The organism is Acinetobacter sp. TW_SC_4 (assembly GCF_054861205.1).
Genome location: NZ_CM142174.1, coordinates 2,769,774 through 2,791,558, shown reverse-complemented (window position 1 = coordinate 2,791,558; position 21,785 = coordinate 2,769,774). Strand labels below are relative to the sequence as shown.

19 protein-coding genes are annotated in these 21,785 nt (G+C 43.8%); 13 read left to right on the top strand and 6 right to left on the bottom strand.

Annotated features, from left to right (window positions below; genetic code table 11):
* Positions 1-3 precede the first annotated feature (3 nt).
* From ACWM1W_RS13645 to asd, 4 genes are all read right to left on the bottom strand, one after another.
* Positions 4-975, bottom strand: coding sequence for an asparaginase domain-containing protein (locus ACWM1W_RS13645; protein ID WP_005232338.1), 972 nt, complete (start codon positions 973-975; stop codon positions 4-6).
* Positions 976-1,021: 46 nt separating this feature from the next.
* Complete coding sequence (locus ACWM1W_RS13640; protein ID WP_312308964.1) at positions 1,022-2,350, bottom strand: fimbrial protein FimV; 1,329 nt, start codon at positions 2,348-2,350, stop codon at positions 1,022-1,024.
* A gap of 65 nt (positions 2,351-2,415) precedes the next feature.
* A complete protein-coding gene (locus ACWM1W_RS13635) occupies positions 2,416-4,020 on the bottom strand; it encodes a type IV pilus assembly protein FimV (RefSeq protein WP_005232334.1) in 1,605 nt (534 codons plus the stop codon).
* 138 nt (positions 4,021-4,158) lie between these two features.
* Positions 4,159-5,277, bottom strand: a complete 1,119-nt coding sequence (asd, locus tag ACWM1W_RS13630; protein ID WP_005232332.1) for an aspartate-semialdehyde dehydrogenase — start codon at positions 5,275-5,277, stop codon at positions 4,159-4,161.
* Between the two features lie 188 nt (positions 5,278-5,465).
* On the opposite strand from asd, the gene ACWM1W_RS13625 reads away from it, so the two are divergent.
* The gene (locus tag ACWM1W_RS13625) at positions 5,466-6,596 is read left to right on the top strand and encodes an endonuclease/exonuclease/phosphatase family protein (protein WP_208461836.1); all 1,131 of its coding nucleotides are present in this window, start codon (positions 5,466-5,468) and stop codon (positions 6,594-6,596) included.
* A 336-nt stretch (positions 6,597-6,932) separates the two neighbouring features.
* Positions 6,933-7,340 carry a GNAT family N-acetyltransferase gene (locus tag ACWM1W_RS13620; RefSeq protein WP_208461837.1) on the top strand — a complete coding sequence of 136 codons (408 nt, stop codon included), beginning with the start codon at positions 6,933-6,935 and terminating at the stop codon, positions 7,338-7,340.
* Between the two features lie 40 nt (positions 7,341-7,380).
* On the opposite strand, the gene ACWM1W_RS13615 is transcribed toward ACWM1W_RS13620, so the two are convergent.
* A complete protein-coding gene (locus ACWM1W_RS13615; protein ID WP_208461838.1) occupies positions 7,381-8,316 on the bottom strand; it encodes an LpxL/LpxP family acyltransferase in 936 nt (311 codons plus the stop codon).
* Positions 8,317-8,439: 123 nt separating this feature from the next.
* Positions 8,440-10,347, bottom strand: coding sequence for an ATP-binding cassette domain-containing protein (locus tag ACWM1W_RS13610; protein WP_448765133.1), 1,908 nt, complete (start codon positions 10,345-10,347; stop codon positions 8,440-8,442).
* A gap of 39 nt (positions 10,348-10,386) precedes the next feature.
* Here ACWM1W_RS13610 and ACWM1W_RS13605 point away from each other — a divergent pair, with 39 nt between their 5' ends.
* The 11 genes from ACWM1W_RS13605 (at position 10,387) to ACWM1W_RS13555 (ending at position 21,714) form a co-directional block, all read left to right on the top strand.
* A complete protein-coding gene (locus ACWM1W_RS13605; RefSeq protein ID WP_005232320.1) occupies positions 10,387-10,632 on the top strand; it encodes a SlyX family protein in 246 nt (81 codons plus the stop codon).
* A 225-nt stretch (positions 10,633-10,857) separates the two neighbouring features.
* Positions 10,858-11,859: a hypothetical protein gene (locus ACWM1W_RS13600; protein ID WP_208461839.1), complete on the top strand. Its 1,002-nt coding sequence runs from the start codon at positions 10,858-10,860 to the stop codon at positions 11,857-11,859.
* A gap of 37 nt (positions 11,860-11,896) precedes the next feature.
* Positions 11,897-12,871, top strand: coding sequence for a PIN domain-containing protein (locus ACWM1W_RS13595; RefSeq protein WP_461603268.1), 975 nt, complete (start codon positions 11,897-11,899; stop codon positions 12,869-12,871).
* Between the two features lie 71 nt (positions 12,872-12,942).
* Complete coding sequence (locus tag ACWM1W_RS13590; protein WP_005232313.1) at positions 12,943-13,392, top strand: ammonium transporter; 450 nt, start codon at positions 12,943-12,945, stop codon at positions 13,390-13,392.
* 31 nt (positions 13,393-13,423) lie between these two features.
* On the top strand, positions 13,424-16,066 hold the full coding sequence (gene topA / locus ACWM1W_RS13585) for a type I DNA topoisomerase (RefSeq protein ID WP_005232311.1): 2,643 nt from the start codon (positions 13,424-13,426) through the stop codon (positions 16,064-16,066).
* A gap of 124 nt (positions 16,067-16,190) precedes the next feature.
* Positions 16,191-16,388 carry a hypothetical protein gene (locus ACWM1W_RS13580; protein WP_005232309.1) on the top strand — a complete coding sequence of 66 codons (198 nt, stop codon included), beginning with the start codon at positions 16,191-16,193 and terminating at the stop codon, positions 16,386-16,388.
* A 32-nt stretch (positions 16,389-16,420) separates the two neighbouring features.
* Positions 16,421-17,179: a hypothetical protein gene (locus tag ACWM1W_RS13575; protein WP_005232308.1), complete on the top strand. Its 759-nt coding sequence runs from the start codon at positions 16,421-16,423 to the stop codon at positions 17,177-17,179.
* 125 nt (positions 17,180-17,304) lie between these two features.
* A complete protein-coding gene (locus ACWM1W_RS13570; protein ID WP_005232306.1) occupies positions 17,305-17,877 on the top strand; it encodes an HdeD family acid-resistance protein in 573 nt (190 codons plus the stop codon).
* Between the two features lie 123 nt (positions 17,878-18,000).
* Positions 18,001-19,143 carry a glycerate kinase gene (locus ACWM1W_RS13565; RefSeq protein WP_005232304.1) on the top strand — a complete coding sequence of 381 codons (1,143 nt, stop codon included), beginning with the start codon at positions 18,001-18,003 and terminating at the stop codon, positions 19,141-19,143.
* 289 nt (positions 19,144-19,432) lie between these two features.
* The gene (locus ACWM1W_RS13560; protein WP_208461841.1) at positions 19,433-21,421 is read left to right on the top strand and encodes an ATP-dependent helicase; all 1,989 of its coding nucleotides are present in this window, start codon (positions 19,433-19,435) and stop codon (positions 21,419-21,421) included.
* A gap of 83 nt (positions 21,422-21,504) precedes the next feature.
* Positions 21,505-21,714: an RNA recognition motif domain-containing protein gene (locus ACWM1W_RS13555; RefSeq protein ID WP_448765132.1), complete on the top strand. Its 210-nt coding sequence runs from the start codon at positions 21,505-21,507 to the stop codon at positions 21,712-21,714.
* Positions 21,715-21,785: the final 71 nt, after the last annotated feature.

The window sequence follows — 21,785 nt, the reverse complement described above, 5'->3', positions numbered from 1 at the left end:
TGTCTAATCGTACCAATGGGTATGCCATTGTTCTACCGTGTCATATTGTAAATACATTTTTAGGGCTTTTGCATAAAGATCAGCATGGCCATAACTTTCATTGAGCAGAATTTTGCAATCATGAACCCATTCAGCAATAGCATAACGCTGATCAGTGGCACCGAAAGGCACTTGAGTAGTTAAGACCGAGATACAGCCTTTAGCATAGAGCTGGTTGATGCAATCTACGATCTCTGGATTGACGGCCAGATTGCCGGTTCCAAAACCTTGCAGGAATAGGAAGTGGGGCGGATGGGCCAAAATATTTTTCAGATTATTGAACTGTTGGACTAAATCAATCGGCTGCATCATCAAGCTCATGCAGTTAAAATCTGGAGCTTTGGCAATATCGTTTGCCGTAACCTGATAACTTTGCTGGTTGGCCTGAATAGATATATGCGCGTCCAGACCAGTAAAGGCATTCAGCTCAGTGGTATGCTGCTTTAAGGTAGTCTGGGCATGAATCAGTTGCTGATGAAAAGCCAGATAAACACCTGCATTACACTGAGTTACTGAAGCGAGCGCAAAGCTCAGATTGTCCATGGCATCGCTAAATTCGCGTTGCGCATCGCCTTCAGCATTCAGGAGGGGATACTGGCTGCCAGTCAGCACAATATGAGCTGAATTCCCCATAAAATGTGCCAATACTGCACTGGCATAGCTCAGGGTATCTGTCCCGTGAATAATCACAAAATGTTGTATCTGCTGTTCAGATTGCAGATTTTGGATAAATTGCACCAGTTCTAACCAGTCTGTAGCAGTACAGGCACTACTGTCCTTAATCACAGGAGCGCAGTAATACTGAATCAACGGTTGATCCGTAGCAAGCAGCTGTTCCAGTTTTGGAATAAATAAATCGGCAGACATAGGGGCGAGCGGGTCACCGACACAGCCAAAGGTGCCGCCCATATAAATCAGTGCAATATCTTTCATCATAAAAAAAGCAGCCAAATGTGACTGCTTTAGTGTAAAGGGAAATTGATTAAGATGCGATTTGATTCAGCAACTGATCGGCTTGCTGACGTTGTGCTGCTGTATATTCAGTTTCACGTTCAGCAATGACTTCACGGGCAGCTGCATAAGCGCCTAACTGGATATATTGCTGTGCCAGCTCCAGGTTAAGGTCCGCTTCATTAACTTCCATCAGCTCCGGGAAAGACTGCACCAATGGATCATGTTGATCGGTTGCTGTATTTACTGGCGCTGTCGGAATCTCAAAATTCACCCCTGTAGAAACAGGAGCTTCTTTTACAGCTTCGATATTATCAAGTTTAAAATCTAGTCCAGATGTTTCAGTCGCAGCAGGCGTTTCAGTTGCAGGCGTTGCAATATCGAGGCTAGACAGGTCAAACTCAGTTGCAGGTTCGGCTGTTTTTTCCGCAGCAGGTGCTGGAGTGTCTAGAGAGAAAGAAAAATCTAAAGGCTGGATTTCTTCTGTTGTTGCAGGCGCTGATTCTGTTTCTAAAGATACAGATGGTTCAAGCTCAAGCTTAAAATTCATAACCGGTGCTGACTCAGTTGCTGCTGTTGGAGCAGTCTGGGTTTCAGCAGTACTCATCTGAAGATCAAATTCAACTGAATTATCTGATACAGGCGAAGCTTCTTCCGTTTTTACTGGCTCAGCCGCTGGAATCTTCGGTTCAAAGTTGAACTCCAAGGGTTGGATATCAGGTACTGGTTCCGCTACAGCAGCTGGTTTGCTTGGTTGCAGTTCCTGTTGTAATGCATCAAATGCCTGTTCGTTTGAAGCAGGAGTGGCAACCAGGTCTGCAAAGGCATCTGTCGAAGGTTTACTTTCCTGTATAGGAGGGATTTGTGGCTGAGCACTTGGGAAATCAATAGTATCCTGATCAGCGACCGAAGAGTTTTCAAACTCACGCTTTTTGACCTCAGCCTGAGCCAGAATATCTTCCAGTTCCAGAGAGCGAACATGGTTAATCAGCTGTGAAATCGCAAATTCATCTTTTTGCAGGATATGAATGTCGAGTAGCAGTAAATATAACTCATGTTGAGAATTATCGCGATTCAGTGCCTGATTGATTTGCGCTTCAGCTGCAAAGAAATTACGTTCCTGAATCAGACCTTCAATTTTCTTGCGTGTTTCTGCTGATAGAGGCGTTGCTGATTTTTTAACGACTCCGGCTGGCTCGACCACTTTGGTTCTTTGTGAAGTGGATTTTGACGCAGCGCCAGGTTTTTTCGCTTTTACAGTTTTAGTTTTTGCTTTATCTGATTCTTGAGCATCTTGTCGTTTTTTTACGACAATTAATACGATGATCAATATCACTAATGGAATCACATAAATCAGCATGTTTTACCCCTTGGGGATAGAGTCCTTAAGTTCGCCTATCCCAATAAATCGTCATGTGTAACTTTTTAATTAATTGGCTTTTTATCTGCCTGTTGTGCTTTAAGCTGCTGTTGCAGCTGGGCAAGACGAGCATTTAATAATTGAATTCTGTGATCCTTCTGATTGAGTGCCAATTCTAGTTCAGTTACGTTTCTCTGTAATTTAACGGTTTTTTCACGGGCTGTCATAACTTTTAATGACAACTCTTTCGAAGTTCGATTTTCTTTTGTGTTTGAGTTGGCAGAAACCTGGCCGGAATCACGCTGATTCTCGGCAACCAGGCTCATTTCTGCCTCATTCAGACGATATTTGGTTTTTGCAGCAGGTTTGGAGGGCACTTGAACAGACTTAGCCGCTGCGGTCTGTATCGGAGTTTTCGCAGTATGAATGGTCGCTAAATTAAGTGCTGCACCTTTACGCAAGCGGTTGGCATCACCCCCAATAAAAGCATGTTCATTCTCACGCTTGATCTGCTGCATGACCTCACTCACTGGACGTTGCTGTTCACTGGCAATCCTCGAAGCAATGCCCCAAAGTGACTCATTTGACTGTACTACATAGGTCGGCTTAACCTGGGTTGAGGTGCTTTGTTTGATGGCTGTTGGCTGTGCCTGAGTTTTAGCTACTAAATTTGGTTTGTCCTGTGCAGTGGTAGATGCCGCCTGCTTGCGTGCCTGCTGTTCTGCATATTTTTTGACAAGTGGATCACTGGACACCATCTGGTTTTCAGTATTTGTCGGTGCAGAAACTTGCGCTGAGGTTGCATTTTTATTTGTTGGGGCTACTGCAACTTCAGCTGGTTTTGTTTCAGCCTGAACTTTTGTCGCTGCAGCCTGTAAGTTTGGCGTTACATCTGTTTGAGTTACAGCCGTATTGATTGCTTTGGATGGAGTATTCACTGGCGCAGTGTTTACAGTACCAGCTTGCTGTGAACTATGACTTGTCGCTGCTACCGCAGTTTCAGTATTAAGTTTTGTTGGGCTTGTGACTTGAGCTGCAATACTCGATGTTGGCTCATGGGTCACAGCAGCTATCGCTGTTTTAGGGATAGAGCTGGCTGATAATGCTGGAGGTGCTGTATTTTGTAAGGCTAACGGTTTTTCTGCTACAAACGAAGTGGCTGGTCTTGATTGGGCATTGGTATAGCGTGTACTCACCGGTAAGTTCAGGGCAATATCTTTTTCACTCACGACTACGACAGGCGCGAGTGGCTGTTCATTCTGTTTCAGGCTGGCCTGTAACAAATCAGTTTTAGGTCTTAATGCAGTACGGATATGCTGTAGGCGTGCTGCATTGCCTTCCTTGATTTTGACAATGATATTTAATTCACGATCAGTGACCGGGCGCGACGAGGTAATGGTAATAACCCCAGTACCATTACTGTTGCGACGGGTGAAAAAATTCAAATGACCCGGTGGCTGATGCGAGGCGCCCATAGAAATCAGGTCTTCTGGCGAGGCTAAACTTACCTCAATGGGCAAGTTAATATCTGATTGACGGAAATTCATTTCCGCATAAAGCAATTCCCCAGGTGCAGACTGGATTTGTACCGGATCTACATTAATCGCATAAATATTTTGTGAAGCAACAATGGCTAAAATGGCAAGCTTTAATTTGTTATATACAGTCATCTGTGAGCTCAGTCATTATCGCATAGCGAAAATTATAGATTAACGGGATGTTTATTTTTTGTAAAATACTTACGCAATAGTTACACAAAAAAGCCGATCAATAAAGATCGGCTTTGTGCTTTATTTCCTGACGGAAACTTAAGAATTTTTATAATCAATCAAGATGCGCAGCATACGACGTAAAGGTTCTGCAGCACCCCAAAGTAACTGGTCACCTACTGTGAATGCACCTAGGTATTCTTTACCCATGTTCAGTTTACGCAGACGACCAACAGGTACAGTTAATGTACCAGTGACTGCGACAGGAGTCAGATCAGTCATTGATGCTTCACGAGTGTTTGGCACAACTTTAGACCAGTCATTTGCATTTGCAATGATATCTTCGATCTCATCCAGTGGAACGTCTTTGCGAAGTTTCAGCGTTAATGCCTGAGAGTGACAACGCATTGCGCCGATACGTACACAGTGGCCATCAATCGGTACGATCTGCTGGTTACTCAGGATCTTGTTGGTTTCAGCCTGACCTTTCCATTCTTCTTTAGACTGGCCACTTTCCAGCTGCTTGTCGATGTATGGAATCAGAGAGCCTGCTAAAGGTACACCGAAGTTTGCAGACGGGAAGCCTTCACCACGTTGCAATTCAGCAATTTTAGAATCAATGTCCAGAATTGGAGAACGTGGATCATCTAACAAGTCTTTGGTATTGTTATATAAATAACCCATACCAGTAATCAGCTCACGCATGTTTTGCGCGCCCGCACCCGAAGCTGCCTGATAAGTCATTGAAGTTGCCCATTCCACCAGATTGTTCTGGAACAGACCGCCTAAGCCCATCAACATCAGAGAAACGGTACAGTTACCGCCCACGAAAGTTTTGGTACCTTTGACCAGACCGTCTTTGATCACATGCATGTTCACCGGATCAAGTACGATGATTGCTTCATCATCCATACGCAGGGTAGATGCTGCATCAATCCAGTAGCCATCCCAGCCTTCAGCTTTCATTTTCGGGAAAACTTCAGTGGTATAATCCCCACCTTGACAGGTAATAATGACATCCATTTGCTTCAGACTGTTAATGTCTGTTGCATCCATAAGTGCTGGGGCAGTCTTACCACCAAATGCCGGAGCTTCACCACCCGCATTACTGGTAGAAAAATAGAATGGCTCAAAATGAGCAAAATCATTCTCTTCAACCATACGTTGCATAAGGACGGAACCCACCATCCCGCGCCAACCGACCAGACCTACTTTCATGTCACTTTGCCTCGGTGCGTTAAAAAATCAAAAGGGATTCGAGTGTATCAAAAAGGGACGTGACTGCAAGAGCTACACAATCAAAACATCAATATTCTTGAGCGAAATATCTGCTTTATGATACATACAAAATTGATAAAGCAATTTTTCTTTTAGAAAAAATAATAACTTAGTAAAGAGTGTATCTTATGGTAGGGTTTATCCAGATCATGGCAATCGTGGTCATCTGGTTAAGTTTCTGGTCGCTGATTCCCCGAGATGAATGGTGGATTCGTGGTGCAGATTTTCCACGTTTACAGATTCTGGTTTTGGGCTTCATAGCCTTTATTCTTTTTCTCCTCGTCGATCACCCATGGACGGCCTTCAATCAGCTGCTTTTTGTCGGCCTGATCGCTGCTTTGGCGTATCAGCTGAAAATGGTCTTGCCTTATACCTTTGTCTGGAAAAAACAGGTCAAGCAGGTCAAGCAGGATCAGCTGGATCCGGATCGTCAGATTTCCCTGATTGTCTCAAATGTCCTCACCACCAATACCAAATATCATTTACTGATTGAACAGATCCAGACCCATCAGCCAGACTTGGTCTTAACGCTGGAAACCGATCAGGCATGGCAGGATGCACTGGCCGTCATTGAGCCAGATTATCCCTATCGGGTGCCCGTACCTCTGGATAATCTGTATGGCATGCATCTGTACAGCAAACTTGAGCTGAGTGAAACCGAGGTTAAATTTATTCTGAGTGATGAAATTCCCTCGATTCATACCAAGGTCATGTTACGTTCCGGACAGCCGGTACAGCTTTATTGTCTGCATCCGAAACCGCCAAGTCCAACTGAAGCTAAAGATTCAACCTTACGTGATGCGGAACTGCTGATTGTAGGGGATCAGATTAAGGATCTGGATGAAAGCTGCATTGTGATGGGAGATCTGAATGATGTGGCCTGGTCACGCACGACACGTTTATTCCAGCGTATCAGCGGTTTGCTGGATCCACGTGTCGGTCGACGCTATGTAAATACCTTCCATGCCGATTATCCTTTATTACGCTGGTCGCTTGATCATGTGTTTCACAGCACCGATTTCGCTCTGGTGCATATGGAGCGTTTAAAACACGTCGGGTCAGATCATTTTCCGGTTTATCTGGTTTTACAAACTGGGCGGGTATTTGAGCATCATCAGGAAGCGCTGGAAGAAACGGATCAGGATGATCAGGAAGCCAAAGAAGCGATTCAGGAAGGAATTGAAAAGGCAGAGAAAGAAGAGAAAAAAGTCACTGATAAGATTGCGATGGCTTATAAGAATGAGGGGAAATTCTTATAGTTTTAGCTGAAAAGTGTACGATATTGCTTACAGCAGTTTCCGCTTCTTGCGAATGGGCAGTACAGAGGAATCCACGTATTCTAAGCTCATCAGCACAGGGAGTCGAGAAAGGATATTCTCATAAGGAAGACGAAGCTGAATGAAAACATCATGGAAATGATGCTGAAAGGGAAATCACAACAACGAAGAAGCAATTATAATATATGAAAGCACAACCTCATTAACCCGGGTTTTACAGGATGTAGAACTCGGGTTAAATTATTTTTGGTTCATTTTTTTATTATAATTATTTGATTATTAAAATAAAATTTAAATTAAAAAATGGATATTACCTGAATGGAAGTTATGATTCCCGATCATGATTCAGTTAATGAATCCGAAGTGCTACAGCTCTATCTAGTCAATCAATGGTCAGCTGCAGAAAAACCTCAATTACTTTTACAGGCTTTGCAAGATTCTCATAGTCTGGTGACGGCACGTATCAACGGTCGGCTGTTCGGCTTGGGAAATGCGATTTCAGACGGTTATCTGGTGGTGTATTTCCCGCATTTATTGGTTCACCCAGAGGTGCAGCGACAGGGCATTGGTCGTCTGATCATGCAAGAAATGCTGCAACGTTATTCAGGATTTCATCAGAAAATTCTGGTAGCTGATCAGCATGCCACTGAATTTTATAAAACTCTAGGTTTTGAGCGTGCAGGGCATACACAAGCAATGTGGATTTATCAGGGAACCGATCATTGATTTTTCTTGCCAATAATACCGTTCATATTAATTCTAGTTCTTAATAGATTTTATCGTAGCCTTCAGGACGGGTCTTAAAGCGACGATGGAACCACATATATTGCGTCGGTGCAATGCGCAACTGGCGTTCAATAATCAGATTTACCCGGGTTGCATCATTGACTTCATCCGCACTTGGCAAATTCTCTACCGCAGGTTCGATCAATACACAGTAGCGTGGATTTTTAATATCCCCAGTCCGGTAAAAATAGAGTGGAATGGCAGCAGCTTTGGTTATTTTGAGTAAGCGACGATGTGCAGTGACTGTGGCTGCAGGTACCCCAAAAAAGGGCGCCATTACGCCTTGTTTTAAACCAAAATCCTGATCCGGACTGTACCAGATGGCATGGCCATTTTTCAGGTTACGCACCAGACCACGCATATCATCATGGTCAATCTGGTTGGCATAAATGGTGGCACGGCAGCGGTAAATCAGCATATCGAGCAAGGGATTATTTTGTGGTCGATACACCACATCCGGCTCAAAATACTGTGCACATAAATAACCGCCGGCATCCAGTAAAGTCGAGTGGGTGCCAAGCAATAAAGCCCCTTTACCTTCTGCCTGAGCCTGCTGGATATGTTCCAGCCCTTCAATCTGTACCCGGCCTTTAAACCATTTTGGGCAATACCAGGCATTCAAGGTTTCAAATACACCGAGCATCTGGTCAATAAAGACCATACGAGCATTGTCCTGAACTTCTTGAGCTGACCATTCCGGGAAACAGACTTCCAGATTGCGAAGCGTGGTTTCACGGCGAGATTTCAAATATTTAAATGCCATCTGGCCGAGTAGATCTGCCAGACGATGCTGAATCGCCCAAGGTAAGATGGCCAGAATCATCAGAAATACAATACCCACCCAGATACCCCAGTATTGCGGTAACAGGAATGACCATTGAAATTCACCGGGTTGGTATTCTGGCGTTCGACTCATAAATTCAATATTTAAAATCAAAGATGTCAGCAGTGTAGCAGAAGAGCTTTTTGAAATAAAAAACTGCAAAATAAAAAAGCACCTGTATGAATACAGATGCTTAGTGACTAGGCGATTTAAAGATTAACCTTTGGTCATATTTTCCAGTTCGTCCCAACGTTCCATTTTTTCCAGCAAAATCTCATCAATTTCGCCTAAACGTTCAGAGGCTTTGGTCGCTGCTGCGGCATCTGTGACAAACCACGAGCCATCCGCCAGTTTGTCGGAAAGTTCAGCTTGTTCTTTTTCCAGTGCTTCAATTTCAGCCGGTAACAGTTCCAGTTCACGCTGATCTTTGTAGCTAAGTTTTTTCTTTGGCGCAGGTGCTACAGGTGCAACCACTGCTTCGGCTTTGGCCTGAGCTTTTTTGACAGCCATTTTCTGGTCAACCACAGTCTGATCCGGACGTTGTTCCAGATAATCCTGATAGCCACCGACATATTCATCAATATTACCTTTGCCATCAAAGACCCAAGTCGATGTAACGACATTATCCATGAAGGCACGGTCATGCGAGATCAGTAGCAGGGTGCCTTTGTATTCCGCCAGCATTTCTTCCAGCAGTTCCAGCGTTACCATATCCAGATCGTTGGTCGGTTCATCCATCACGATCAGATTTGATGGTTTCAGTAATAGTTTGGCGAGCAGAATACGGTTACGTTCACCGCCAGATAGAGCTTTAACTGGCGTACGGGCACGTTCTGGCGAGAACAGGAAGTCTTGCAGATAGCTGTAGATATGACGACGTTGACCATTTACATCGACATGATCTGAACCTTCGGAAACATTATCTTTAACTGATTTTTCCAGATCCAGCACATTACGTAGCTGGTCAAAATAAGCAATTTCCAGCTGGGTTCCGGTTTTGACTGTACCGCCATGCTCGATTTCTCCCAGAATGGCTTTGATTAGTGTGGTTTTGCCGACACCATTATCACCTACCAGACCAATACGGTCACCACGCATTACCAGCGCCGAGAAATCATTAATGATCGGTGCATTGTCACCAAACTTCACGCTGAGATGTTCAATCTCGAACACCACTTTACCTGAACGCTGTGCTTCCTGAGTTGACATGTTGACTTTGCCTTGCTGGAAGCGGCGTGCTTTAGACTCTTCACGTAATTCTTTCAGAGCACGAACACGACCTTCGTTACGGGTACGGCGCGCTTTAATACCTTGACGAATCCAGGCTTCTTCTTCAGCCAGTTTTTTCTCGAACAGGGCATTTTGTTTTTCTTCTGCTTCCAACTGCTGAGCTTTTAGGTCGAGGTAACGTGAATAATTGCCTTCATAGCTACGCAAAATGCCACGATCCAGCTCGACAATACGGGTCGCAATACTGTCCACAAAGGCACGGTCATGCGAAATAAACAGTAAGGTCAGGTTGTTTTGTTCTAGCAGGAATTTTTCCAGCCATTCAATACTTTCGACATCCAGATGGTTCGTTGGTTCGTCGAGTAACAGCACATCAGGTTGAGTGAGCAGGGCACGTGCCAACAGAACACGGCGTTTACGGCCACCGGATAAATCAGCCAGATCCGCTTCCGGATCCAATCCCATTTTACTCAGGATTGAATTAACCTTAGTTTCCAAAGCCCAGCCATCCAGCTGATCCATCTGATGCTGCAAATGTCCCATACGGTCGCAGGCTTCCATATCACCGAGCACGCAAGCTTCACTGGCTTCATGATAGGCACGCAACACTTCTGAAGCTTCACCGGCGCCATCAGCAACAATATCTGCAACCTTGCCGGAATCCATTGGCACGTCTTGGGCCAGCATGGAAATGGTGATGCCATTTTGTAACGAAACTTCACCACTATCCGGGAGTAAACTTCCTTCAATCAGTTTAAGTAAGGTAGACTTACCCTCACCATTACGGCCAATCAAACATACTCGTTCACCGCGTTCCAAATTAAAGTTGGCGCCGTCGAGCAAGGCAGGTCCGCCAAATGCCAGTTGGACATCCCTTAAAGTAATATAGGCCATAATGTTAATGTTTCCTGAAATCCCAAATGAGGACTTAAAATGACTAAACAACAAAATCTAAATGATCAGGCGTCATTTTCCGCACCCATTGAAGATTTGCAAGTGCGAATTGCATTTTTAGATGATTTAGTTGAAGAGCTGAATCAGCAGGTCACTCGCCAGAATCTGGAAATTGCCGATTTAAAAAAACAAATGCAGTTGTTATATCAACGTGTTGAGTCTGCAGATTTGTCCGAAGGGATTGATGCTTTTGATCCGGTCACCAACCGTCCACCGCATTATTAATTTACAAATAATTTTTAAAAAGAAAGCAAAAAGAAAGCCCTCCAGTCGTGAGGGTTTTCTTTTAAGCAGGTGAAGCTCGATAAACCTAAACCAAGTCACCACTTTTACTTCGTCCAAGATGATCTTTAAAATCTAAATATCGTCATGGAAGGTGGAAACTATTTGACCTTTCACACACTTCCTACTCTAATAGTATTTTTCTAGCTCAGTTTTTAATCTTGCCTTATGCACCAAAAAGTTGTCCTTCTTGATCTCGAAAATAACTTTCCTACAGCCAAACTGTTACGTGACATCGTTGAACATTATCCGACCTTGTATGTGTTTAACTGTGCCGGAAAATTCGAGTTTGCTCTAGAAGAACTGACTGAGTTGGCCAGCTGGATCAGCAGCGGACAAATTATTGTTCTGGATGTCCCGGAAGCAGAGCATAAAGAATATGAATATGCCGTGATTGTGGGTCAGCTGATGGCTTTGCTGGAAGCAGATACTCATGTCGAGCTGATTTCAGCCATGGATAGCAGTGAAATGCTGATGCAAATGCTACAGGCTTCAGATATTGATTGCAGCCTGATTCAGGTGCTGCCAGAGGATGCATCCACAGAGACTCAAGATAAACCTAAAATCCAGTTGCCAAGTATTGAAGCCATTAAAGCAAAACCGGCTTTACAGCTAGTGAAAAAGTACTGTGATGCGCTCGGCAAGATGAGTGGCAAACCGACCACGCTCGAAACCTTAAAAAATTCTGTCACCAATATTCTGCAAGTTTTACCAGGCAAAGCGCAGCATGTAGTTGGCATGCTGATTAATCTGAAAATAGTCAAACGCTATGACGAGCAGATCAGTTTCCGTAAAAAAGTTTTGAAACAGTGGGTGCAACTAGATCTCAATGACAACCAACCTGCTGAAAAACGAGCTTTGGATCAGGTAGTCTCGAAGCTTAATCCTGAAGAGCCTGTGGTTGAACCTGCTCAATCTCCAATCCAGTCTGCCCAGCAAGGTCTGTTCAAAAACTTTAATAAAATTGATCCGGTACAGCTCGAAGTCGCACGCAAGCTGTGCGAATTACAGGGAAATAAGCCTAAAGATATTTATGAATTACGTGATTTACTCGAGCAGTTATTTCCACAGTCAGATGTCCGTCTTTTACTTAAAGAGTTGATTGAAAAAGGATATATTTATTGGAATGGTCACGAAGTGTTATATAGTCATGAGATGTTTCTAAATTAGAATAATCTCATGAGGGCATATGAAAAAAATACTGTTATTGGATATTGAAAACTTACCCAAAACTGAAACAGAGCTCCTTCAATATCTTGCCCAATATCAATATGTTTATCTGGTCTATGCCAAAACGCCCATGGGGTTTAGTCTAGACGGTGTCGTCAGGCTTGCACCTGCAATCAGTGCAGGAAAACTAAAAGTCCTGAAGATGTCTAAAATAGGTAAAGACGCTGCTGATTTTGGCCTATGTTTTATTGCTGGACAGCTTTCTACCCAATATAAAAGCTCTGAAGTTTGCTTCGAGATTATGTCGAATGACTTTTCTATGGAATATGTGGCGGACTTACTTAAAATTGCCAAATTTCAGGCTAAAGTTATTTCAGCTAAACCATTAGTCAATCCAAATATTGCTCAGCAAATAAAAGCAGAAATAGACATTCAAAAACTGATTTTTCAATACTGCTCCAATTTAGTAAGAAGTAACTTTTCTAAGCCTGCAAAAGTAGAAAGTTTAATTAACTCGCTTAAAGCCAATTTAAAAGTGGAAGAAAAATGTGCTCAGCTTTTAGTGGATGAGTTAATCAGAATAAAAATTATTAAAAATCAGTCTAGTAAACTTCAATATCAGACTGCAGCAATTGAAAAATTTTATAAACAGCATTTAGCTACCGTCGAAACCGTCGAAACCGTCGAAACCGTCGAAACCGTCGAAACCGTCGAAACCGTCGAAACCGTCGAAACCGTCGAAACCGTCGAAACCGTCGAAACCGTCGAAACCGTCGAAACTCAAGATGAAGTGACTGAAAGAAAATTAAGTCATTTACGTCTGCGCCTGATGCCTTATCTCAATGTTGTTGCAGAACGTCGGCCTAAATTTATTGCCAGTTTCGAGGTGTTACTAGAGCGATGCGTGCCTAAGGAAGAGGTCCGAGAATCATTCAATTTACTCATCAAACATCAGCTAATACAGTTAAATAAACGGGAAATTATTTATAGTCCGCAGCTGCTGGGAAATTAAATTTATCCAGCGGTGCTTGCCTTTTATAGCGGGCTTATGCAAATCTAATATAAGAACATAAAGGTTGAACTATGGAAAATACCGGAATCTGGGTGGCAGTTGTCATCATCGTTTTCGTACTGGGGTCTATTTTTGGTCTGCGTGTGAGTCCTAGAGAAAAGGCATTAGGACTCATGCGTGATAAAGCCCGCAAGATGGGCTTACATCCACGTCTGGTGGTTGCACCTGACTGGACTAATATTCCCAAGGTGACTGAAAGTCGTGCCAGTATGGTGGCCTATTATAGTGTGCTGCTTCCAGATGCCCGTTTACCGCTGATGCGTGCCCGCGTGGTTGATAACAAACTTGAACTGGTGCATGGGGATGACAAATTTAAAGATTTTCCCATTGCATTAAAGGGCATTTATGCTATTGATATGCAGGCAAACTGTGTAGGACTCTATTGGGATGAAGAATCTGATCTTAGAGCCACACAACTTGATGACATCAAGGCACTATTACATTCTTTGGCTGAACTTTAATTTTAGAAATAAACAGGATTAAACGGTTAATATGGCGAACGCTCCTCGGTCCACATCAAAAAGCAGCACGGCGAAGTCTTCCGACGCTGGAAGTAAACGTGCCTTGGTGATTGTGGAGTCGCCTGCAAAAGCGAAAACAATCAACAAGTATCTCGGTTCAAACTACATCGTAAAATCTTCGGTGGGTCATGTGCGTGACTTACCGACGGGCGGCTCTGCGAAAACTGCAGAGAAAAAACCGGTGACCCGAACCAAGCTGACTGAAGCAGAAAAAGCAGAAAAATCACAGCAGGCGTTGATTAACCGGATGGGTGTCGATCCAGAACATGACTGGAAAGCCAAATATGAAGTCCTTCCGGGCAAGGAAGGCGTAGTCGCTGAACTAAAAAAACTGGCATCGCAAGTCGATGAAGTGTATCTCGCAACGGATTTGGACCGTGAAGGGGAAGCGATTGCCTGGCACTTAAAAGAAGTGATCGGCGGCGATGATTCACGCTACCAGCGTGTAGTCTTTAACGAAATTACCAAAAATGCCATTCAGGAAGCGTTTAAGCAACCATCTCGTCTAGATACCAATAAGGTCAATGCCCAGCAGGCGCGCCGTTTCTTAGACCGTGTCGTCGGCTTCATGATTTCACCACTGCTCTGGGAAAAAATTGCCCGTGGTCTGTCTGCGGGACGTGTACAGTCTGTCGCTGTAAAGCTGGTCGTGGAACGCGAACGTGAAATTCGTAAGTTCATTCCTGAAGAATACTGGCAGGTTTTTGCAGATACCAAATCCAAGAAAGATGATATTCGTCTGGAAGCGGTCAAGCAAAATGGCAAGACTTTAAAGCTGCATAATAAAGCTGAAACTGACGCTTTACTAAATCTGATTAAAGACGCCGAATATAAAGTTATTAGCCGTGAAGATAAACCGACCAAGGTCAATCCAAGCGCGCCGTATATCACTTCAACGCTACAGCAGGCAGCCAGCACACGTTTAGGCTTCTCGGTGAAGAAAACCATGATGCTGGCGCAGCGCCTGTATGAAGCTGGTTTCATTACCTATATGCGTACTGACTCCACCTTCCTGAGTGATGATGCAGTCAATATGGTGCGCGGTCATATCGAGTCTGAATACGGCGAGAAATATCTGCCAGCCAAGCCGAACCGTTATGGTAATAAAGCCGGTGCGCAGGAAGCTCACGAAGCCATTCGTCCATCTAATGTCGCGCTGAAAGGCGATAGTCTTGCTGGAGTGGAACGTGATGCACAGCGTCTGTATGACCTGATCTGGCGTCAGTTTGTGGCCTGTCAGATGACACCTGCTGAATATTTATCTTCTACGATTTTAGTCGATGCCAATGGTGTCGAGCTGAAAGCCAAAGGTCGTACCTTAGTATTTGATGGTTTCACCAAAGTTCGTGGTCAGAACAAATCTGATGATGATGTATTGTTACCGGCAGTGAAAGTCGGTGAAGTGCTGAAGCTGGAAAAACTAGATCCATCTCAACATTTTACCAAGCCACCGGCACGTTTTACTGAAGCATCTTTAGTCAAAGAGCTTGAGAAAAAAGGTATTGGTCGCCCTTCGACTTATGCTGCCATTATCTCGACCATTCAGGATCGTGGTTACGTAAAACTGGAGAACCGTCGTCTCTTTGCCGAGAAGATGGGTGAGATCGTTACTGACCGTCTAGATGAAAGTTTCAATAATCTGATGAACTACGACTTTACTGCAGACCTTGAAGGTCAGCTGGATAAAGTGGCAGATGGTGAGCGCAACTGGAAAGATCTGTTAGACAGCTTCTATGGTGATTTCAAGAAACGTCTAACCAATGCTCAGGGTGAAAACGGCATGCGCCGCAATCAGCCTGTAGAAGTTGAAGCAGTCCATTGTAAAGAATGTGACCGTCCGATGCAGATCCGTACCGGCACAACAGGTGTCTTCCTGGGCTGTTCAGGTTATAACCTGCCACCGAAAGAACGTTGTAAAGGTACATTGAACCTGACTCCGGTTGAATCTCTGGCAGCACTGTCTGATGATGATGCCGCTGAAACCGCTGATCTGATGTCGAAGAAACGTTGTCCAGTCTGTGGCACTGCAATGGACAGCTATGTGATTGATGGCGGCCGTAAACTGCATATTTGTGGTAATAACCCGGACTGTACAGGTTATGAGCTGGAAGAAGGCGAATTCAAGATTAAGGGTTATGATGGCCCAACCATTCCATGTGACAAATGTGATGGTGAAATGCAGCTGAAAACTGGCCGTTTTGGTCCATATTTTGCCTGCACCAGCTGTGAAAATACCCGTAAAGTCTTAAAGAATGGTCAGCCTGCACCTCCGCGCGTTGATCCGATCAAGATGGAACACCTGCGTTCAACCAAGCATGACGATTTCTTTGTTCTGCGGGATGGTGCCGCAGGTCTGTTCCTGGCTGCGAGCAAGTTTCCGAAAGTCCGTGAAACTCGCGCACCGAAAGTGGCAGAACTGCGTACTGTGGCGGATCAGCTGGATCCAAAATATCAGTTTATTCTGCAGGCGCCAGATGTGGATCCTGAAGGGAATCCAACTCTAGTGAAATTTAGCCGTAAGAACCAGTCTCAATATATTGGATCAGAAACCCCGGAAGGCAAGCAAACCAAATGGTCGCTGGTTTATCAGGATGGCAAATGGGTTGAAGCCTAAGCTATAAGACATCAAGAAAATGCTGACGAAAGTCGGCATTTTTTTATGACTAAGTATTTTTGATCAACACAGTTCTAGGATATTCTAGGCGTTAAATAATAAAAGATTAAAATAGGAATCATCCATGATTTGGCTAGATAAATTCCTGTTCTTAAGTATCGGATTAGGATCTATCCTGTATTTCATGCTTGGAAAGATTAATGAAATGGGTATTCCTATGGATCGGGGAATGATGATTATTCTGGTGATTATTATGTCGCTGGTTACTTTGAGCTGTGTTTTATATCTGCGCTCTGAAGATCAAAAAACGAAACAAAAATAACTTTTAAATAAACTATATATTGGCATGTTCATATGTGGAAAAAAATCCGAATCCTGATTTTATTGATGATTTTATTTGTGGTGGCAGTAAATGCTTATCGAGATCAGAATCAGGACTGGAACAAACCAATCTTTGTTCTGTTGCATCCGATCAATGCAGATGGATTGGCGACTACACAGCAATATATCCAGCAATTGTCTGCTCAGGATCTAAAAGGGACACAAGAATATCTGGAAAAAGCGGCCCAGCAGTACCGTGGACAGCCCACTTATTTTTATTTTAATCTGGGACATGAACTCAAAGAATTGCCACCTAAAGTGCCGGAGCAGGCCTCCTTACTTGGCACCATTTTATGGAGTCTGAAATTCCGTTTCTATGCCTGGCAACAGCAGCAAGGTTCAGATCCTTCCTCGAACGTTACTCTCTTTTTAAATTATTATGATCCTGCACACACCCAGCAATTAAAACATTCAACGGCTCTGCAAAAAGGCCGGATTGGTTCAGTCAATCTATTTGCTTCAAGCAGACAGTCTGACCAGAATAAGATTGTGCTGGTGCATGAATTACTGCATACCTTTGGCGCTTCAGATAAATATGATCTCACTACAGGCCAGCCGATATACCCCGTCGGTTATGCTAATCCCAATCAGCAGCCTTTATTTCCCCAAACCAAAGCTGAGCTAATGGCAGGGCACATTCCAGTATCGCAAAGCACCAGTAAAATGCCAGAATCTTTAAATCAGACTCTGATTAATGAAATCACGGCGATTGAACTTGGCTGGAAAAAATAATTAACGAAGTGCTGAATAAACCGGCATAAGTTACTATTTTTATAGATAAACTCAGTCAATTTCTAACAAATTTCTCCATGATTTAAGAGCATAATCAAAGTCATAGCCAATTACTTGAGAAGAATATGAAGACTGTTGGAAATGATCTGGTTCGGCATCAATTGCATGAAAACCGTAAATGGTATTTAGGCCTGGGTGCCTTATTAGTGTTATTTGGAATTGTACTGTTAGCGTCGCTGCCTTTTGCCACCTTATCTGTAGTATTCCTGTTTGGGGTCCTGATGATGATAGGTGGGGTAGTTCATCTGATTGCCGGGATTAAAATCTTCGATGGGACATTTCGCTGGCTCTGGCTGCTATTCGGTATCATCTATTTTATTGCGGGATATTATGCTTTTAGCACGCCAGCGAAAACTGCGATTGTACTGACCAATCTGCTTGCGATTGCTTTGATTGTGGCGGGAATAATTCGCGTCTTGAATGCTTTTATCTTTAAAGCATTTCGCGGCTGGGGTTGGACTTTATTTTCCGGGATTTTAACTTTAGCTACAGGTATCCTGATTCTATTGTCACCGAATGCACCGTTCTGGGTTCTAGGTGCTTTTCTGGCAATCGATATTTTGTTCCAAGGGATTAACTATCTGACTTTAGCTTCCTATATCAAGCATCGTGTTCCAAAAAGCTCCGCAGATATTTAAGTAAGACCAGTATAAAAAAGAGTGCAATGAGCGCTCTTTTTTTATTGGTATGTTCAGCTTTGCCTGTAAGATGGGTATGCATTTCAAATTAGTATAAAACCTATAACGCGGCCGATCATATTCATGAAAATCTTTGTTCTAGCTCCCGATTCATTTAAGGAAAGTATGACTGCCGAACAGGCCTGTCAGGCGATGCAGCGTGGTATTTTGCAGGTCTTTCCTGATGCAAATTGTATTACTTTACCAATGGCAGATGGTGGTGAAGGAACTGTAGATGCATTAATTTTAAGCCTAAAGGGTGAACGAGTAACGTGCCAAGTCACTGGACCATTAGCCAGTCAGTCGATCGAAACTTACTTTGGCTTGGTTGATGCTGGTCAGACCGCAGTGATTGAAATGGCGAAAGCCAATGGCATTCATCTGCTCGAAGCTGCTCGACGTAATCCCATGTTGACCTCGACTTATGGCACAGGGGAAATGATCAAACAGGCGCTGGAGCTTGGCGTAAAGAAAATCATTATCGGGCTCGGTGGTAGTGTGACCAATGACGGTGGTGCTGGAATGGCTCAGGCTTTAGGAGCCCGATTCTTAAATACTGCGGGAGAATCAATTCAGGTCTGTGGTGGTAATCTGGATCAGATTGATCAAATTGATTTTTCCCAACTCGATACTCGTTTAAACAATACAGAAATCCTGATTGCTTCAGATGTGAATAATCCATTGTGTGGACCGAATGGTGCTTCAGTGATCTTTGGGCCGCAGAAAGGTGCAACATCGGAAATGGTACAGCAGCTGGATCGAAATCTAAGACATTTTGCTGATCTGGTTGAAACAAGCTTAGATATTTCTTTTAAAAACTTTCCCGGCGCAGGGGCAGCCGGTGGGTTAGGTTTTGGGTTGATGGCGTTTGCAGGAGCAAAGCTGCAATCCGGCGTAACGTTAATTACGGAACAAAATAGACTAGCGGAAAAAATTGCAGATGCAGATTATGTTCTTACTGGCGAGGGCAAGATCGATCATCAGACCGCTTTAGGAAAAACCCCATTTGGTGTGGCTCAGGTCGCCCAGCAATTGAATAAACCGGTAATTGCGTTTGCAGGTTTGGTCGGTGAAGGGATTGAGTCACTGTATCAGACTGGATTTAGCCAGATTATCGGAATTAATCCACCAGATTGTTTATTGGAAGAAGCCTTAAAGAATGCAGAAATTAATCTGGAAAAAGCAGTTGTTCAAACTGTTCAAAATATTCAGGAACAGGGTGTTTGAGTAAGATGGTCATTGCCGCAAAAGCTTGATAAAAAGACAAATATAAATGCCTAAGCAGATTTTACTTTTCAAGGATGAGAATCCTCAAAATATATTTTGAGTTCGCAAGGTGACAAAAATCCTTTGCTAGGTTGAGGGTATATCCCTATACCCCAATCCAGAAGACGGCATTCATGCCGTCAACCCTATAGCGAATTAAGAATAAAAGTTCGGTCTGTTTCAGAGCAGCTCAAAGCTATAATAAGAGTGATCTGTTAAACTACACCTATCCGCAGAATGATGAGTGAAAATGAGTTTAGCCACCCTGATTGATGAATTAAATCCCCAACAAAAACAAGCTGCGACGACTGATGCCAAGCACAGTCTGGTTTTGGCTGGGGCGGGCTGTGGTAAGACCAAAACTATCGTGGCGCGTGCAGCTTATCTGATTGATCAGGGTGTACCAGCGAATCAGATTCAGATTCTGACCTTTACTCGTCGTGCGGCGAGTGAAATCGTGGCACGGGTGGAGCTGGCACTCGGTGAACAGGCCAAAGGCTTACGTGCATCGACGTTTCATACCTTCTGTATGTATCTGCTGCGCCGAATTCCAAAGGCTTTTGGTCTGGAACAGTTTTCAATTATTGACCGTGATGATCAGCTGATGATATTCCGTCTGATTCGCGGGCGTGATGACAAGAAAAATCCGAATTACCTGCCAAAGCCACAAGAACTCTGTGATTTATATTCTTTTGCGCGGAATACCCGGCAAAAACTGAGTCTGTCTTTGGAAAAGCAGATGCCGGAATATCTGGGACTCAAAGACCAGATTGCCGACATTATGAAGGAATATGAAGCACGTAAGCGTGCGCGTAGCTTTCTGGATTATGACGATATCCTCGCTGTGGTGGCGACTGCTTTGGCACAGTCTGAAGGTCTGGTGGACTATGTGGCTTCGATCTGTCGACATATGCTGGTGGATGAAATGCAAGATACCAATCCACTGCAATGGGCATTGCTGGAACCTCTCAAAGAACATATTAGCCTATTCTGTGTTGGGGATGATGCGCAGTCGATTTATGGTTTCCGCGGTGCCGATTTTGAAAATATTCACCATTTCAAAGAGCGTGTGCCGGATGCAAAAATTTTTAAACTAGAAAAGAATTACCGATCAACCCAGGAAATTCTGGACCTGTCCAATTGGTTACTGGATCAGTCCGAAATCAAATATGACAAACGTCTGGATGCGCATCGTGGTGAAGGCATCAAGCCAAAGATGCACATTTTCCCGAATGAATTTGATGAAGCCAAATGGATCGCGATTGATATAAAAGAGCGCCATTATCTGCAAGGCAGCAAATGGTCCGATCATATGGTGCTGGTACGTTCCAGTTATGCAGCGCGACATATTGAAGCAGCTTGTATCGCGGCCAATGTTCCGTATCGATTCATCGGCGGGATGAAACTCTTAGAAACTGCACATGTAAAAGATCTGCTCAGTCTGTTGCGTGTGGTGGCGAACCCGCTGGACGATATTGCCTGGATGCGGTTTTTAACGTTGTGGAATGGTGTGGGTGATGTCGGAGCGAGTAAGCTGTCACAGCAACTTTTAGCTGAGCCAGAGATGGATATCATTGCCGACAAGCTGGAAAAATTTGGCAAGATCCCGCTAGAAACCATTCTGATTATGAAGCAAATGGCGGTACTCAAAACCGAAGTACAGGTCTGTGTTGGTCTGGCAGTCCAGGCGATTGAAGCACAACTGGGCGAGAACTATAAAAAGGACTGGAATCGCCGTCAGGGTGATTTTGAATTGGTTAAACAGCTAGCTTCTAAACATGCTCAAGTGAGTGATTTTCTGGAAGAGTATGTGCTTGATCCGGTCTCTATTTCTGAAATTGAACGCCAGTCGGATACGGATGTGGTGACCCTCATTACCATTCACTCGGCCAAGGGTACGGAACAGAAAGTCTGTTATGTGGCCAATGTCACGCCGGGACAATATCCGCATGCACGGGCGCAAGGGGATTTCGATGATGTCGAGGAAGAGCGTCGTGTGCTGTATGTAGCGTTGACTCGTGCACAGAATGAGCTCATTCTGACCAAGCAAAACCTCAATCACTGGGCGCGTGAAACGGTAGATGAGCAGGGACGTAAAATTGAAAGCTATTTTCTTAATGATCTGAACCGCAATTTATGTGTCACAGAAACCCATTACAAAACCCGTCAACAGACTGTGAAAAGTGCTTTAATCGAGCGCCAGTCGATTAATTTAGATTTTGGGATTGATCTCGATTAAACTATCCTTTCTGGGTTTGACGCAAAAAGTAGAGTAGGCACGTGCTTTTTGATTATTTTTGCCTATCTTCTTAAGGTTATCCGATGAAAATTTTAGTTCGTAACTTGGCACGCACTGTAACAGAAGCTGAATTGCTGACCCTGTTTCAGCAATACGGTACTGTTGAATCTTGTGCGCTAGTCATGGATGCAGAAACAGGCAAGTCTAAAGGTTTTGCTTTCGTAGAAATGCCACATGGCCGTGAAGCTGTTAAAGCAATTAAAGGTTTAAATACACTGCGCCTGCATGGTTAGGGGATTCGTGTGAAGCAAGCTGAAGAAAAGCCACAGGCTTAATAATACCTTATAAAAAAGAGCATGTGTGA

What these genes read in the sequence shown, in the direction of transcription:
- ACWM1W_RS13645 (WP_005232338.1), bottom strand. Translation starts at nt 975, where the DNA reads ATGATGAAAGATATTGCACTGATTTATATGGGCGGCACCTTTGGCTGT.
- ACWM1W_RS13640 (WP_312308964.1), bottom strand. Translation starts at nt 2,350, where the DNA reads ATGCTGATTTATGTGATTCCATTAGTGATATTGATCATCGTATTAATT.
- ACWM1W_RS13635 (WP_005232334.1), bottom strand. Translation starts at nt 4,020, where the DNA reads ATGACTGTATATAACAAATTAAAGCTTGCCATTTTAGCCATTGTTGCT.
- asd (WP_005232332.1), bottom strand. Translation starts at nt 5,277, where the DNA reads ATGAAAGTAGGTCTGGTCGGTTGGCGCGGGATGGTGGGTTCCGTCCTT.
- ACWM1W_RS13625 (WP_208461836.1), top strand. Translation starts at nt 5,466, where the DNA reads ATGGTAGGGTTTATCCAGATCATGGCAATCGTGGTCATCTGGTTAAGT.
- ACWM1W_RS13620 (WP_208461837.1), top strand. Translation starts at nt 6,933, where the DNA reads ATGGAAGTTATGATTCCCGATCATGATTCAGTTAATGAATCCGAAGTG.
- ACWM1W_RS13615 (WP_208461838.1), bottom strand. Translation starts at nt 8,316, where the DNA reads ATGAGTCGAACGCCAGAATACCAACCCGGTGAATTTCAATGGTCATTC.
- ACWM1W_RS13610 (WP_448765133.1), bottom strand. Translation starts at nt 10,347, where the DNA reads ATGGCCTATATTACTTTAAGGGATGTCCAACTGGCATTTGGCGGACCT.
- ACWM1W_RS13605 (WP_005232320.1), top strand. Translation starts at nt 10,387, where the DNA reads ATGACTAAACAACAAAATCTAAATGATCAGGCGTCATTTTCCGCACCC.
- ACWM1W_RS13600 (WP_208461839.1), top strand. Translation starts at nt 10,858, where the DNA reads ATGCACCAAAAAGTTGTCCTTCTTGATCTCGAAAATAACTTTCCTACA.
- ACWM1W_RS13590 (WP_005232313.1), top strand. Translation starts at nt 12,943, where the DNA reads ATGGAAAATACCGGAATCTGGGTGGCAGTTGTCATCATCGTTTTCGTA.
- topA (WP_005232311.1), top strand. Translation starts at nt 13,424, where the DNA reads ATGGCGAACGCTCCTCGGTCCACATCAAAAAGCAGCACGGCGAAGTCT.
- ACWM1W_RS13580 (WP_005232309.1), top strand. Translation starts at nt 16,191, where the DNA reads ATGATTTGGCTAGATAAATTCCTGTTCTTAAGTATCGGATTAGGATCT.
- ACWM1W_RS13575 (WP_005232308.1), top strand. Translation starts at nt 16,421, where the DNA reads ATGTGGAAAAAAATCCGAATCCTGATTTTATTGATGATTTTATTTGTG.
- ACWM1W_RS13570 (WP_005232306.1), top strand. Translation starts at nt 17,305, where the DNA reads ATGAAGACTGTTGGAAATGATCTGGTTCGGCATCAATTGCATGAAAAC.
- ACWM1W_RS13565 (WP_005232304.1), top strand. Translation starts at nt 18,001, where the DNA reads ATGAAAATCTTTGTTCTAGCTCCCGATTCATTTAAGGAAAGTATGACT.
- ACWM1W_RS13560 (WP_208461841.1), top strand. Translation starts at nt 19,433, where the DNA reads ATGAGTTTAGCCACCCTGATTGATGAATTAAATCCCCAACAAAAACAA.
- ACWM1W_RS13555 (WP_448765132.1), top strand. Translation starts at nt 21,505, where the DNA reads ATGAAAATTTTAGTTCGTAACTTGGCACGCACTGTAACAGAAGCTGAA.